General features: G+C 60.1%; 12 protein-coding genes. All 12 read left to right on the top strand.

Annotated features, from left to right (window positions below; all coding sequences use genetic code 11):
- The first annotated feature begins 96 nt into the window (after window positions 1-96).
- The 12 genes from PQU95_RS11365 to PQU95_RS11310 all read left to right on the top strand — a co-directional run bounded on the left by PQU95_RS11365 (window position 97) and on the right by PQU95_RS11310 (window position 14,244).
- Window positions 97-1,110, top strand: a complete 1,014-nt coding sequence (locus PQU95_RS11365) for an aspartate-semialdehyde dehydrogenase (protein ID WP_272752120.1) — start codon at window positions 97-99, stop codon at window positions 1,108-1,110.
- Between the two features lie 154 nt (window positions 1,111-1,264).
- Window positions 1,265-3,499 (top strand): motility hub landmark protein FimV, encoded by a 2,235-nt coding sequence (locus PQU95_RS11360; protein ID WP_272752119.1) that lies wholly within the window; start codon window positions 1,265-1,267, stop codon window positions 3,497-3,499.
- A gap of 63 nt (window positions 3,500-3,562) precedes the next feature.
- The gene (locus PQU95_RS11355; RefSeq protein ID WP_441374984.1) at window positions 3,563-5,599 is read left to right on the top strand and encodes a FimV/HubP-related protein; all 2,037 of its coding nucleotides are present in this window, start codon (window positions 3,563-3,565) and stop codon (window positions 5,597-5,599) included.
- Complete coding sequence (locus tag PQU95_RS11350; protein WP_272752117.1) at window positions 5,596-6,228, top strand: hypothetical protein; 633 nt, start codon at window positions 5,596-5,598, stop codon at window positions 6,226-6,228. The genes PQU95_RS11355 and PQU95_RS11350 overlap by 4 nt, the downstream gene beginning before the upstream one ends.
- Window positions 6,225-7,013 carry a tRNA pseudouridine(38-40) synthase TruA gene (gene truA, locus PQU95_RS11345; protein WP_272752116.1) on the top strand — a complete coding sequence of 263 codons (789 nt, stop codon included), beginning with the start codon at window positions 6,225-6,227 and terminating at the stop codon, window positions 7,011-7,013. Before PQU95_RS11350 ends, truA begins: the two co-directional genes overlap by 4 nt.
- A 1-nt stretch (window position 7,014) precedes the next feature.
- Window positions 7,015-7,668, top strand: a complete 654-nt coding sequence (locus tag PQU95_RS11340) for a phosphoribosylanthranilate isomerase (RefSeq protein WP_272752115.1) — start codon at window positions 7,015-7,017, stop codon at window positions 7,666-7,668.
- A gap of 23 nt (window positions 7,669-7,691) precedes the next feature.
- Entirely contained in the window at window positions 7,692-8,891 is a 1,200-nt protein-coding gene (trpB, locus tag PQU95_RS11335) for a tryptophan synthase subunit beta (RefSeq protein WP_272752114.1), read from the top strand.
- Entirely contained in the window at window positions 8,888-9,217 is a 330-nt protein-coding gene (locus PQU95_RS11330) for an antibiotic biosynthesis monooxygenase family protein (RefSeq protein ID WP_272752112.1), read from the top strand. Before trpB ends, PQU95_RS11330 begins: the two co-directional genes overlap by 4 nt.
- Complete coding sequence (gene trpA / locus PQU95_RS11325; RefSeq protein ID WP_272752111.1) at window positions 9,214-10,008, top strand: tryptophan synthase subunit alpha; 795 nt, start codon at window positions 9,214-9,216, stop codon at window positions 10,006-10,008. Before PQU95_RS11330 ends, trpA begins: the two co-directional genes overlap by 4 nt.
- Before the next feature lie 79 nt (window positions 10,009-10,087).
- A complete protein-coding gene (gene accD, locus PQU95_RS11320) occupies window positions 10,088-10,960 on the top strand; it encodes an acetyl-CoA carboxylase, carboxyltransferase subunit beta (protein ID WP_272752110.1) in 873 nt (290 codons plus the stop codon).
- 346 nt (window positions 10,961-11,306) lie between these two features.
- Window positions 11,307-11,933 carry a methylamine utilization protein gene (locus PQU95_RS11315; RefSeq protein ID WP_272752109.1) on the top strand — a complete coding sequence of 209 codons (627 nt, stop codon included), beginning with the start codon at window positions 11,307-11,309 and terminating at the stop codon, window positions 11,931-11,933.
- Between the two features lie 19 nt (window positions 11,934-11,952).
- The gene (locus tag PQU95_RS11310) at window positions 11,953-14,244 is read left to right on the top strand and encodes a bifunctional diguanylate cyclase/phosphodiesterase (RefSeq protein WP_272752108.1); all 2,292 of its coding nucleotides are present in this window, start codon (window positions 11,953-11,955) and stop codon (window positions 14,242-14,244) included.
- The last annotated feature ends 65 nt before the right edge of the window (window positions 14,245-14,309 follow it).

Raw genomic sequence — 14,309 nt, 5'->3', positions numbered from 1 at the left:
TTTTTATAAGGAAATATTGCCGCCGGCGCCGCTGGCTTGCCAGTATTTCCTGGCAGATGTTCTGCCCTTATTCGTATTGAAACTCAAGGTATTTACATGTCTGAAACGATTCGTCTTGCTGTTGTTGGTGCCACCAACCTGATTGGTGAAGCTGTGCTCGATTTGCTGGCCGAGCGCCACTTGCCGATTGGCCGTGTATTTGCGCTGGATGTTGCCGATAAAGAAGGTGAAACCGTTTCGTTTGGTAATCTGGAGCTGGACGTTGGTCTGGTAGACGAGTTCGACTTTGCCAATGCCTCGCTGGCTATTTTTGTGGGCGGTGCCGAAATGACCCGCCAGTACGTGCCGGAAGCACGCCAGGCAGGCTGCGCTATTATCGACTTCAGTAGCGTTTATCGTCAGTCTGACGATGTGCCGCTGTATGTGCCAGGTGTAAACGACGCTGTGCTGGACGATCTGGGTGAAGGCCTGCTGGTGTCGGTGCCCAATTGCACCGTAACACCGTTGGTGCAGGCTTTGGCTGCCTTGCGCGCGTCGGGCCTGCAGCGGGTTACCGTGTCTACCTACCAGTCGGTGTCCGGCTCTGGCCGTGCCGCGCTGGAAGAGCTGGCCAACCAGACTACGGCACTGTTCGGTGCCCGCGATGTGGAGCTGGAGGTTTACCCTAAGCGTATTTCGTTTAACGTGCTGCCGTTGATCGGTAGTGTGGACGAGCAGGGTGTTAGCGAGGAAGAGCGTTCTGTCGAGCAGGAGTTGCGCAAGGTGCTGGTGCTGCCTGCTCTGGAAGTCGAAGCTACCTGCGTGCGTGTGCCGGTCTTTTTTGGCCATGGCTGGGCGGTGACAGTGAAAACCGACGAGACCATCACGGCAGATAAAGCGCGCGAACTATTCAAGGCGGCCGGCCTGCAGGTGATGGACGACCCTGCTGGCGAGATGCCTTACATTACCCCGCTGGAGGCGTCGGGTAATGAGGCGGTCTGGGTAAGCCGTGTGCGCCAGAGCGGCCGCGCCTTGTCGTTCTGGCTGGCGGCAGATAATGCCCGCACTGGTGCAGCTTTGCCATGTGTCGAGGCTACGGCGGCACTTATGAAGCGCGGGTATTTTGCCTGAGCTGGCAACTGCTAGTAGTATTGCACATTAACAGGCTATGTAGTTTGACTGGATTTCCGGCTGTCTGCTGCTGTGCTGCGGCCGTCATGGTACGGATGGCCGCCATGTTGCGGGCCGGAAACAAGAATATTTCACCGAAAGGTAGCGCATTACGATGCTAGCCAATAAAAAGATGAGCTCGTTGCTGGTGGCTTTGCTGTTCTCGACAGCAGCCTGGGGCGGGCTGGGGGGGATCGCCGTGCGCTCCAATCTGGGCGAGGTGCTGCGTGCCGATATCGACCTGACCGGCAGTGTCGAAGACGAGATCGTGCGTGTTGGTCTGGCCTCTCCCGATACCTTTCGTGATCTGCAAGTGGACTATAGCCCGGCACTGACCAGCCTGCGCTTTGCCCTGGCTTACCGTTCCAATGGCAAACCGTATATCCGCGTGTTGTCGGTGCAGCCCATCAGTGACCCGTATCTGCGTTTTGTGGTAGAGGCCAAAACCGCGAGTGGCCGTTCCATCCGCGAATACACCGTGCTGCTGGACCCGCTGGAATACCCAAACAAGGCCGATGCCATTGAGCGCTCGGCCAAGGCCATGGCTGCCGCCGAACCGGCGCGGTTGAAACCGGCCAGCCCGGCGGCAGTGCGCATTCCGCTGCCTGCACCGGCTTCGGCCACGCCTGTTTCTGCAGCGCAGCCCGACTTTATCGTGGTCAAACGCGGCCAGACCCTGGCCCAGGTTGGCCGCATTGCCCGTGCCGAGGGGGCTACGTTACGCCAGACGATGGCGGCCTTGGTGTTGGCGAATCCTTCCGCCTTTGTTAATGGCGACCCGGCCACGCTGAAAACCGGTGCCCGCTTGAAAGTGCCAGCAGTCGCCACGGCACGGGCGCTAAAATCCGCACGCGTATCCGAAGTGCTCGATGGCTTTGCTGCCCCGGCGGCCAAGCCGGAACTAAAAGCGGCCGAGCCCGTGCTGCCACGCACGGCTGCGCCAGCCAGTACTGCACAGCCTGTATTGAAACTGGAGCAGCCGGAGCAGGCTTCTGCACCCGCAGCTGCCCAGGATGCGCAACTCAAAGCGGCACAGCAGAAGATCCAGGAGCTGGAAGAAAAGCTGAAGTCGCTCCAGGTGGCCGCCTCTGCTGCATCGGCCATGGCTGCTATTCCGGCCGAATCCGCCTCGGTACCGGTGCCCGCCGTCGCCTCGGCGCCTGAACACAAACCAGCAGCCGTGCAGCCAGCCAGTGCGCCGGAGGAAGAGGGCCCCGGCCTGATGTCTCAGGTGATGGACTACCTGCCGCTGATTGCCGGTGGAAGTGCTGCAGTGTTGCTGGGTGTGGCTGCGCTGCTGTTCATGCGCCGTCGTAAAAATGGTGCCAAGGCAGCTGCTGAAGCTGGCGGTGCGTCCATTCTGGGTGCGAATACCGTTGGGCGCGTGGCGGGGGTGGATGAGGCCGGCAGCAATACTTTCCTGGCCGATTTTACCCGTACCGGCATGAACGGCATGGATGCCGGCGAGGTAGACCCGATAGCCGAGGCAGAAGTTTACCTGGCCTACGGGCGTGACCAGCAGGCCGAAGATATCCTGAAAGATGCATTGGCAAAGGATCCTACCCGTCACGAAGTGCGCATGAAATTGATGGAGATTTACGCTTCGCGTCAGGATAAGGCCGCTTTCGAGGCGCAGGCACGCGAGTTGCACGCTGCGGTAGATGGCAAAGGTGCACTCTGGTCACGCGCAGCAGCCATGGGTTTGTCTATCGACCCTTCCAACGACCTGTATGCGGGTGATACCAGCCCTGCACCTGCTATGGCGGCTGCACCTGCTGCGGCGGCAGCCATGAATATTGATCTGGATTCGGAACTGATGGGTGAGCCGGAGCCATTGCCGCAAGAGGCCTTCATCGAGCCTGAGGCGATTGCGCTGGAGGACGATGACCCGCTGCGGAATGCATTGTTTGGCGAGCCGGCGACAGCGGGGGCGGCCCCTGAGCCTGATCTGGATCTGGAAAGCCTGCTTTCACAGCCTGCACCGGAGCCTGAGCAACAAGAAGAGGTGCCTGAAGACAAGCATATGCTGGACTTCGATTTCAATCTTGACACGCCCGAACCTGCTGCTGTGCCGGAAGCCGCAGCCCAGCCTGAATCGGTTGACGATGCATTTGATTTCGACATGTCCACACTGGATAGTCTTGGCGCTACGCCGGCGAGTGAGCCGTCCGCGCCGTCGCTGGATGGTATGAGCCTGTCGGATGACCCGCTGTCCACCAAGCTGGATCTGGCCCGTGTTTATCTGGATATGGGCGACAAGGAAGGCGCGCGCGAAGTGCTGGAAGAGTTGGCCGCAGAAGCGCAGGGTGGCTTGAAGTCGGAGGCGGAGGCGCTGTTGGCATCGCTGTAAATATTGATGTAGATCTGTTTTAAAAGTTAATGTGCTTTGTTGCCGCTGCTGCTTGCGGGTACTATGTCTGAACATCCAAAAAAACTGAAAAAAGGATACGGGGTGACATTGCGGCCATTAGTTGCGGGACTGGCGATTGCATTCGCTGCGGCTTCGCCGTGGGCGCTGGCGGGTCTGGGGGGGATTCGCCTGCTTGCCGGCCCGGGGGAACCGTTTTATGCAGAAGTGTCTCTGGACCCTGAGCAGGGGCTGGAGAACCCTTTTGTCGCGCTGGCATCGCGTGAGCGTTATTCTACTTTGGCGCCTTATTCCGACAAGGCAAGCCAACTGCAAATCAGAACCATTGAAGTTGCCCCGCAGCAATATCTGGTGCGCCTTACCGGCCCGGCGCTGGCGGCGGGCGAGGCTTTCAATTTCGCCCTCGAATTGTCCTGGCCCTCCGGCAAAGTAGTGCGCGAGTACCGCGTGAGTGGTGGCGCACCTGTGCCTGGGCAGCCCGGCAAGAAAGAAGACAGTAGCGCAGCGCTGGCCGAGCGTCATCCGCTGATTGATGAGCCTGGTGGCCTGGCATTTGGCGAGGGCAGACTGCTATCCGCCCGCGGCCTGCCCATGCGTGCGGAGATCGAGCTGCTGGGTGACTGGCCGGCTACTATCAGCGCCGCCAGCTTTACACTGTCGTCGGACGAGAATGCCCTGGATAAACCCAAACTGGTATTGCACCAGCGAAAAGGGCGCCAGTGGCTAGCGGTTAGCTCCAGCCTTCCCCTGCAGCAGACACGTGTGGCTTTTAACCTGGAAGCGCGTCATGACGGTGCAGTCATACAGCGTGGTTTTGTGTTTACCGTACCGCAGCGCGGAGTTTATCTGGGCAAGCTGCCGGCAAAGCCCGCTGTACAGGCGATGGCCATGCGGGGTCAGTACCGTGTGCAGCCTGGCGATACCCTGTCCGGGCTGGCGCGCCGTTTTGCCCATGACCAGCCGGTGTCGCAAGCAGAAAACGCACTCTACGCAGCCAACCCCGCAGCATTCGCCCATGGTGACCGTAACCGGCTGTTCGCCGGCGCTGTGTTGAATGTGCCCGAGGTCGCTGCACCTGCGTCTGCAGTGGCTGCAAATGCGGCAGAGGGTTCCGATGCGGTTGCCAAACCGCTGCCTGCAAAGTTGGCCGCGTCTGCGGTAGCCGCAACGCCGCCGGAATCTTCCGCGGTGCTGGCCGAGCAGCCGGCGTCGGCAGCGGTAGCCTCTGCCGAAGAGCAGCAGAAGCTTGCACAGCTCAAAGCCGCACAGCAGCGGCTGGATTGGCTGGAGGCTGAAATCAACCGTTTGTCGGCCAACCCGCCCAAAGCCACGATTGCCCATCGCCCTGATGTGCCAGCTGCCAAAGATGAAGCGTTTCTGGATGAAAACCTCACGCAGTGGGTGTTGTATGGCGTAGGCGGCTTGTCTGTCGCCAGCTTGCTGGCGTGGTTGCTGGTCAAACGTCGACGCGCCGCTGCGAAGCCGCAGCCACAAGTCTCCCGGCAGCGCAGTGCCATGGGCCCGGTAACAATCAGTGCCTCATTGGGCCCGGACGAGCAGCCGCTGGTGCAGCCTATTGCGGATGATATCAATCTGCAGGCTATCGATGTGCTGGCCGAGGCGGATGTCCTGATGGCTTATGGCCGATTTGACGCGGCAGAGCAGCTGCTGCGCGAGAGTCTGGCTAATGAGCCCGACCGTGAAGATTTGCGCATGAAGCTGTTGGACCTGATTGCGCGTAAAGGCAACCGCCGGGAGTTCGAGTCGGTGGCGCTGGATTTGCTGGCGGTTTTTGGCCCCGCCAGCGGTCTGTGGAAGCGTGTGTTGCAGCTGGGCGCAGCGCTGGACCCGGAGAATCCTTTGTATCGGCCTGCGCCGGATGCGCAAGAGCACTTTGTGCTGGATGCGCCGCGCCCGTCGGTGGATCTGGGTACCTTCGCACCCGAATCCGAGGAGGTGGTGCCCTTGTCGCGTCAAGTCGATAACGCGGAAGCGGCGCAAGATCTGGCGCGCCTTTACCGCGAGATGGGTGACACGGAAACCGCTGAAGCCCTGTTGCGCGAGGCCGGTATCAAAGCGTGATGGTCGCCACCTTCCACCCTGCAGCCAGCCTGATAGTCTGGCTGTTTTTCATTGTGGCACTGTCTGGTGCGCAGGGCCCGGCGTTGCTGTTGGCCGCAGCGTGCTGGCTGGCGGTGCCGGGTGCCTGGCGTGCCGTGCTACAGGCGGTAGTACGTATGCGTTTCTTGCTGCCAGCCTTGGTTCTGTTGTCTGGCTGGTTTGTTCCTGGCGAGCCTTGCTGGGCGGGGCAGGCGTGGTCGCCGTCGCAGGCAGGTTTGCAGCTGGGGGGCGAGCAGGCGCTGCGCTTGCTTGTCATGGCGGCGAGTGTGCGCTTGCTGTGGCAAGCCTATGGGCAGGCTGGTTTTCTGGCCGGCTTGCGTGTCTTGCTGGCGCCGCTGGCGATGACCGGCGTGCCAGTAAGCCGCTTCTGCTTGCGCTTGGTGCTGACCTTACAGCAGGCCGAACGGCTTTTGCAGGTACGGCCGCGGCTGTCGCTGTCCTGGCTGGCTGGCGAGCTGCAGGCAGATCAGGGGTCACAAACCCTGCCGGATAAGGTAGAGTTGGGTTTTTACTCTTGGCAGTATCGGGATGCAGTGCTGGTCTGTGTGGCCTGCCTGGTTCTGATCATCATCATGAAAGTAGTGCAATGAGAATCGCGCTGGGTCTGGAGTACGACGGGCGCGCTTTTGCTGGCTGGCAAACCCAGCCTAGCGGTAATACCGTACAAGACAAGCTGAACCAGGCGTTGTCGGCCATCGCCGGTGAAAGCATCAGCACCCTGGCCGCCGGGCGTACTGATGCCGGCGTGCATGCGCTGATGCAGGTGGTGCATTTTGATGCGCCGGTGAGCCGCCCGCTGAATGCATGGGTGCGCGGCGTAAACGCACATTTACCCCCGTCTGTGGCCGTGGTGTGGGCGCGAGAAGTCAGTGACGAGTTTCATGCCAGGTTTTCTGCGTTTTCCCGTTCTTACCGTTACTTTTTGCTGACTCACCCGGTGCGCCCGGCGCTTACGGCGGGGCGGGTGGGCTGGTATCACCAGCCGCTGGATATCGACGCGATGCGTGCCGCTGCCGCTGTGCTGTTGGGCAAGCATGATTTTTCCAGCTTCCGGGCTGCGGAGTGCCAGGCCAAGTCGCCGCTGAAATATCTGCAGCAGCTGGATATCAGCGAGAGCCACGGCCTGATCCGTTTTGATCTGACCGCCGACGCTTTCCTGCACCACATGGTGCGCAATATGGTGGGCGCGCTGGTTTATGCCGGCAAAGGTAGCCTGGACGTAGCGGGTATGCAGGCCTTGTTGGCCGCATGCGACCGTACCAAAGCACCGCCTACCTTCATGCCGGACGGGCTGTATTTGACCGGGGTGGGTTACCCGGCAGTTTTTGATTTGCCCACCCAGGCGCAGCCTGAGCGGTTAACGCTGTGGAGATAGCATGACAGTGCGCACCAAGGTTTGTGGTTTTACCCGCCCGCAGGATGCCGCTGCTGCCGCTGCGCTGGGTGTGGACGCCATAGGGTTGGTGTTTTACGCGCCCAGCCCGCGCAATGTCACTGTTGCCCAGGCGCAGGCCATTATTGCCTCCCTGCCACCGTTCGTGACGGTAGTGGCCTTGTTCGTCAACCCGAGCGAGCACGAGGTGCAACAAGTACTGGCCGATTGCGCCATCGATGTGCTGCAGTTTCACGGCGAAGAGTCGCCCGCGTTCTGCCGCAGCTTTCAGCGTCCTTACCTGAAAGCCGTGCGCGTACGCCCCGGCATGGATTTGGCCGCCTATGCGGCCAACTACAGCGATGCACGTGGTCTGCTTACCGACGCCTTTGTTGAAGGCGCGCATGGCGGTACCGGTGCGGTATTCGACTGGACGCTGATTCCGGATAAATTGCCATTGCCGCTGATCCTGTCCGGTGGGCTGGATGCGGCCAACGTGGCCGACGCTGTGGCACGGGTGCGTCCGGCAGCAGTAGATGTGTCCAGCGGTGTGGAAGCCGGCAAGGGCATCAAAGACCCGGTGCGGGTAGCGGCGTTTGTCGCCGCCGTGCGCCAGGGCGAGATTTCGATAGTGCAGGGCGCGGACCTTGCGCTTTAAAACAAAACCATCAGGAGCATTCCATGAGCAGTTATGACTTCCCCGATGCACGCGGCCGTTTTGGCGCGTATGGCGGTGTCTACGTAGCGGAAACATTGATGGCAGCATTGGACGAGCTGAATGCCGAGTACGCCCGCGCCAAGGCTGACCCGGCATTCTGGCAAGAGTATCACCACGAGCTGAAGCATTTTGTGGGCCGCCCCAGCCCCATTTACCACGCCAAGCGCTGGTCGGAGCAGCTGGGCGGTGCGCAGATTTACTTCAAGCGCGAAGACCTGAACCACACCGGTGCGCACAAGGTAAACAACACCATCGGCCAGGCGCTGCTCGCCCGCCGCATGGGCAAGAAGCGTGTGATCGCCGAAACCGGCGCCGGTCAGCATGGTGTCGCCTCGGCTACCGTGGCCGCGCGTTATGGCATGGAATGCGTGGTGTACATGGGCTCTGAAGACGTGAAGCGCCAGGCGCCCAACGTGTTCCGCATGAAGCTGCTGGGTGCCACCGTGGTGCCGGTAGAGAGCGGCTCCAAAACCCTGAAAGACGCGCTGAACGAGGCGATGCGCGATTGGGTGACCAATATCGATAGCACCTTCTACATCCTGGGTACCGCAGCTGGCCCGCACCCGTACCCGATGCTGGTACGCGACTTCCAGCGCATTATCGGTATCGAAGCGAAAGAGCAGATGCAGGAGATGCTTGGCCGCCAGCCGGACATGGTTGTTGCGTGCGTGGGCGGCGGTTCCAACGCCATCGGTATCTTCCATCCTTATGTGGAGGTGGAGGGTGTGCGCCTGGTCGGTGTAGAGGCCGGCGGTGATGGTGTAGAAACCGGCCGTCACGCAGCGCCGCTGTCGGCGGGGAAGCCGGGTGTGCTGCATGGCTTCCGCAGCTACCTGATGCAGGATGAAGATGGCCAGATCATCGAGACCCATTCGGTGTCGGCCGGCCTGGACTACCCTGGTGTAGGCCCGGAGCACAGCCTGCTGAAAGATATCGGCCGTGCCGAATATGTGGCTATTAACGACGATGAAGCGCTGCGTGCCTTTGAAGACTGCTGCCATCTGGAAGGCATCATTCCGGCACTGGAGTCCAGTCACGCGCTGGCACACGCTGCCAAGGTGGCGCCGACCATGGGTAAAGACCAGATTATCCTGGTGAACCTGTCCGGCCGTGGCGACAAGGATATCAATACCGTTGCCGGCCTGATGGGCATTACCCTGTGATTGTGGCGCCGGTGCTGGAGGCGGCCTATCTGCAGGTGAGAGAGGGGGAGGTAGTCGCGTTCGAGCAGGCTTTCACCGAGGCCTCGTCGCTGATTGCCACCACCGCCGGTTATGCCGGCCATACCCTGCAGCGTTGCCTGGAAGTGCCGGGGCGCTACCTGTTGCTGGTGCAGTGGCAGACGCTGGAGGCCCATACGGTGGGTTTCCGGCAGTCGACGCAGTACCAGCAATGGCGCGCATTGCTGCACCATTTCTATGATCCGTTCCCGGTGGTGGAGCATTTCACCACCGTGTTGAACCATCCATGCAAGGACCACACCGCATGAGCCGCGTAGCAGAAACCTTTGCCCGCCTGCAGGCCGCAGGCGAGAAAGCCCTGATTCCTTTCATTACCGCGGGCGACCCGAGTCCGGCGCTGACGGTAGACCTGATGCACGGCCTGGTTGATGGCGGTGCCGACATTATCGAGCTGGGCATCCCGTTTTCCGACCCGATGGCCGACGGCCCGGTGATCCAGCGCGCCAGCGAGCGTGCCTTGGCGCATAAAGTGGGCCTGCGCCATGTGCTGGCCATGGTAAAAACTTTCCGCGAACAGAACCAGCATACCCCGGTGGTGCTGATGGGCTACCTGAACCCGGTGCACGTACTGGGCTATGAAACATTTGCCCAAGCGGCGGCTGAAGCGGGTGTGGATGGCGTGCTTACCGTGGATTGCCCGCCGGAAGAGGCCGAGGACCTGACCGCCGCGCTGACCGCGGCGGGGCTGGATCCGGTGTTTCTGGTGGCGCCCACCACACCGATGGAGCGGGTGCGCGAAATTGCCCGTCTGGCACGCGGTTACGTCTACTATGTGTCATTAAAAGGCGTGACCGGCGCAGGAAATCTGGACATTGACGACGTAGCGCGTAAAATTGCCGCCCTTAGAGAACACATTACTGTGCCAATCGGCGTCGGCTTCGGTATCCGCGACGCGGAAACCGCCCGCGCCATCTCCGTGGCAGCTGATGCCGTGGTGGTGGGTAGCCGTCTGGTGCAGGAAATCGAGGCGGCTACACCCGAAACTGCCAAAGAGCAGTTGACCCGTCTGGTGGCTACTTTGAAAGCCGCTATCCGTTAGAACAACGCTGGCCTACCCGTGCCAGCCAGCCTGCGGCCAACCTTAGGTGGGCCGCAGCTTTTAGATTCAAGGAGTCAGCATGAGCTGGTTGAACAAACTCCTGCCGCCGAAGATCAAGCGTGATACGCGCGTGAGCAAGTCGTCGGCGGTGCCGGAGGGGCTGTGGAGCAAATGCCCGGCCTGTGAGGCGGTGCTTTACCATACCGACCTCCAAAGCAACCTGCAGGTCTGCCCCAAGTGTGGCCATCATCACCCTATTCACGCCCGCGAGCGTCTGGATATGCTGCTGGATACAGAAGGCCGCCGCGAAATTGGTGCCGAAGTCAAACCGGTAGATATCCTGAAATTCAAGGACAGCAAGCGCTATCCTGACCGTCTGGATGCCGCTCAAGAAGCCACTGGCGAAGATGATGCGCTGGTTGTGATGCAGGGCAGCATACACAATCTGCCCGTGGTGGTGGCTGCGTTCGAGTTCCGCTTTATTGGTGGCTCGATGGGCTCTGTCGTAGGTGAGCGTTTTGTCCGTGGCGTGCAAGCCGCAGTAGAGGCGCGTGCACCGTTTGTATGCGTGGCGGCCTCGGGTGGGGCGCGCATGCAGGAGGGCCTGAATTCGCTGATGCAGATGGCCAAGACCTCGGCGGCATTGCAACTGTTGTCCGACCACCAGTTGCCGTTCATCTCCATCCTGACTGACCCGACCATGGGTGGTGTGTCGGCTTCGTTTGCCTTCCTGGGCGACGTGGTGATTGGCGAGCCGGGTGCCTTGATCGGCTTTGCCGGCCCGCGCGTGATCGAGCAGACCGTGCGCGAGACCTTGCCGGAAGGCTTCCAGCGAGCCGAGTTCCTGGTGGAAAAAGGCGCAATCGACATGATCGTGGATCGTCGCGAGCTTAAATTGAAGGTGGCCACCTTGCTGGCGCTGCTGCAGAAAGAGCCGACAGTCGCCGCTTGATCGTGGATAGGCCGGCCACCGGTTTGTGTCTGCATGGCGGGTTTTGCTACCTGCTCTGTTAGATATGGGCCGCTGCGCAGCTCTGCCGCCTGTTTAAAAACCCCCCTGTTTGCATGGCAAGCAGGGGGTTTTTTGATCTTTGGCGGCGTAGTGGCAAATAACGAGTACATTTTATACATGCAGGGCGAAGCATTGTCGGGTATGCGGGGATGTTGGCACTGCTTTTAAACTAAAATATATCAAAACAAAAAGTAAGATTTGAGTTGTATTAATTTGCTTGCTACTTCAAGTGTGCCAGCCGGCTGCTTTGTTGGATAATGACGGGATACAAGCATGGGGCGGCCAGATGAAATATGACAAGATTGCTGCGTGCACAGGGGTAGTCGTACTAACAAGCTTGCTATCCGTGCCCGCGCGCGCTGCCGACGTTACGGTGACAGTGAGTGACGGCCAGGGTCTGGCGGTGGCGGATGCAGCAGTTTATTTGCTGCCATTGCAGGGCCGGGCACCGAGGGGCGGACAAAAGGGGTCGATCGAACAGATAGACAAGACGTTTGTGCCCTATGTTTCCATTGTGCAAGCCGGCACGGCAGTCTCTTTTCCCAATAAGGACAACGTACGCCATCATGTCTATTCATTTTCGGCACCCAAAGTATTTGACCTGAAACTGTATTCGGGCACACCCAGCCAGCCGGTAGTGTTCGACAAGCCCGGCCTGGTGGCGCTGGGCTGCAATATCCACGACTGGATGCTGGCCTATGTACTTGTGGTGGAAACGCCCTGGTTTGCGGTGAGCAAAGAGCGTGGCAGTGTTGTCGTGGAAAATGTCCCGGCGGGTGATTACAACATGACGATATGGCACCCCCGCATGAAAGAAGAAATGATGCAGCAAGTCAAAGTAGGGGCTTCCGCGCAGACGGTGCGGGCCAGAATTATATTGAGCAAGCCAGACTTGCGTCGGCAAGGGGGTTAATGTGCGCTTGGCAAAAACCTTGCGTTTCAGGGTAACCCTGTTGTTTACCACCTTGCTGGCGGTCGTGCTGGGTGTGTCTTTCTTTATGGTCAGTGCGGCCAACCTCGGTATTTTCGAAGAGCAGGCCGAACAGGAGCTGGAGACCGGGCAGCGCGTGTTCAACCGCTTGCTGGAGCAAAATAGCAAGCTGCTTATCCAGGCAACGCAGGTGCTGGTGGGTGACTTTGCTTTCCGTGAGGCACTGGCCACGGCAGATGGCCCCACGATGCTGTCTGCGCTGCAGAATCATGCCAAACGTCTGGGAGCCGAGCTGGTATTGCTTAGCGACCTGCAAGGCAGCGTGCCGGCAGATAATCTGGGTGTAGCGCGTGACGGGGTGTACCCGTTTCCCGACTTGATGCAAGCAGCCCGCAAAGACGGTGTGGCTAGCGGTATCAAGGTGGTGAAGGGTGAGGCTTACGAGCTGGTGGTGGTGCCGGTAAAGGCGCCGGTAGTCATCGGCTGGATTACGCTGGGGGTGAAGCTTACCGGGAAGGTTGCCAAGGACCTGAAGGAAATGTCCGATCTGGAGGTGACCTTTTTGACCAAAGACGGCAAGGGCAACTGGCACAGTTTTGCTTCTACATTGCCGGCCGAACAGCTGAAAGATCTGCTTTCTCACCCTACGCATGAAAAGCGCCTTGAACTGGCTGGTGCGCCGTACCAGTCCCGCTTGCTGCCCATTGCCGGTGGCGGCGGTGGCCACGTCTACGCCGTACTGCAGCGACCGCTGCTAGAAATCCTGGCGCCGTTTTATGCGCTGCAGAAGGCTTTGCTGGCCTTGGCCATCGCCAGCCTTTTGCTGTGCATTCTCGCCAGCTTCAAGGTGGCCGGCGTGGTGACCACGCCTTTGCACCGCTTGGTAGCGGTAGCCAAAAAGATTCGTGACGGTAGCTATGCCGAAAAAGTGGAGCGGCCGGAAACCAGCGAGCTGGCCGAGCTGGCAGACAGCCTGGATCACATGCAGGTCGCCATTGCCGAGCGCGAGCAGGAAATCCTGGCGCTGGCCTATCGTGACTCCCTGACGGGTCTGGTGAACCGGGCTGGTTTTCTGAGCGAGCTGGGGCGCAGGCTGGAAAACAGCACACAGAGCCAGACTGTGATGTTGCTGGATCTGGACCGTTTCCAGCAGCTGAACGATACCTTGGGCCATGTAGCCGGTGACCGCGTCATCATGCGTATCGGCTTCTGGCTGCATGCCGAGGTGGCCCGCTTTGGCGGGGTGCTGGCGCGCCTTGGCGGGGATGAGTTTGCCTTTGTTGTGTCCGGTACCGATTACCAGGAAGTACTGCAGCTGGTATTGCAAGGTTTCGAGCGGCAGCTGGCGGTAGACGAGCGCAAGCTGGATGTGCGCGCCAGTATCGGCATTGCCAGCTATCCGGAGCACGCCGCCACGGCGCAGGATCTGCTGCGCTGTGCGGATGAGGCAATGTATGTCTCCAAGCGCAAGAAGTGCACCGTATCGGTATACGACGCGGCCAAACGCCAGTTCCGTGAAGAGCATCTTTCCCTGCTGGGCGACCTGAAAGAAGCGCTGAATCAGGAGCAGCTGACCCTGCATTACCAGCCCAAAGTGGCACTGGATGGTAGCCGGCATTGCGAGGCAGAGGCACTGGTGCGCTGGGAGCACCCGGTGCGTGGTTTTGTGCCGCCATTTGAGTTCATTCCGTTTGCCGAGCAAACCGGCTATATCCGCGAGATTACCCATTGGGTGATTGCGCGTGCCTGCATTGACGGCGCCGAGCTGTTGGCCGCAGGCACGCCGGTGCGTATCTCGGTCAACCTGTCTACGCGGGATTTGCTGGACGCGGCACTGCCGGCGTTTGTGGATAGCTGCCTGACGATGGCGGGCCTGCCCAAGCAGTACCTGTGCCTGGAGATCACGGAAAGCGGGGTGATGGAAGACCCGGATCGTGCGCTGGAAACGCTGCATGCCTTGCGCAATATGGGTATGGCGCTGGCTATCGACGATTATGGTACCGGTTATTCTTCGCTGGCCTACGTCAAGCAGCTGCCGGTGTCGGAGCTGAAAATCGACCGAGCCTTTGTCAAGGAAGTGGTGGAGAGCGAGGCAGATGCCATGATTGTGCGCTCCACTACCGAGCTGGCCCATTCCCTGGGTTTCAAAGTGGTCGCCGAAGGGGTGGAGACGCAGGAAATCAGCGACAAGCTGCACGAGCTGGGTTGTGATTTCGGCCAGGGCTATTTCTACTCCCGCCCTGTGCCGCTGGCGGCTTTTGCAGCCTGGTTGCGCAAGTATCAGGGCTTGTAAGTACGTGCAGGGTGTAGGGCAGGCCGGGTTAATGGCGGCGTAGCATTGCCTGAAAAATATGCGGC

Origin of the sequence: Vogesella aquatica, from assembly GCF_028548455.1 — a bacterium.
GTDB lineage: Bacteria > Pseudomonadota > Gammaproteobacteria > Burkholderiales > Chromobacteriaceae > Vogesella > Vogesella aquatica.
The sequence above is the reverse complement of the archived record's forward strand: the minus strand, read 5'-3'. Positions and strand labels throughout refer to the sequence as shown.

Excerpts from the sequence above, each read along its gene's own strand:
- trpB (WP_272752114.1), top strand. The coding sequence starts at position 7,692 with ATGAGCAGTTATGACTTCCCCGATGCACGCGGCCGTTTTGGCGCGTAT.
- PQU95_RS11340 (WP_272752115.1), top strand. The coding sequence starts at position 7,015 with ATGACAGTGCGCACCAAGGTTTGTGGTTTTACCCGCCCGCAGGATGCC.
- PQU95_RS11315 (WP_272752109.1), top strand. The coding sequence starts at position 11,307 with ATGAAATATGACAAGATTGCTGCGTGCACAGGGGTAGTCGTACTAACA.
- truA (WP_272752116.1), top strand. The coding sequence starts at position 6,225 with ATGAGAATCGCGCTGGGTCTGGAGTACGACGGGCGCGCTTTTGCTGGC.
- PQU95_RS11355 (WP_441374984.1), top strand. The coding sequence starts at position 3,563 with ATGTCTGAACATCCAAAAAAACTGAAAAAAGGATACGGGGTGACATTG.
- trpA (WP_272752111.1), top strand. The coding sequence starts at position 9,214 with ATGAGCCGCGTAGCAGAAACCTTTGCCCGCCTGCAGGCCGCAGGCGAG.
- accD (WP_272752110.1), top strand. The coding sequence starts at position 10,088 with ATGAGCTGGTTGAACAAACTCCTGCCGCCGAAGATCAAGCGTGATACG.
- PQU95_RS11365 (WP_272752120.1), top strand. The coding sequence starts at position 97 with ATGTCTGAAACGATTCGTCTTGCTGTTGTTGGTGCCACCAACCTGATT.
- PQU95_RS11360 (WP_272752119.1), top strand. The coding sequence starts at position 1,265 with ATGCTAGCCAATAAAAAGATGAGCTCGTTGCTGGTGGCTTTGCTGTTC.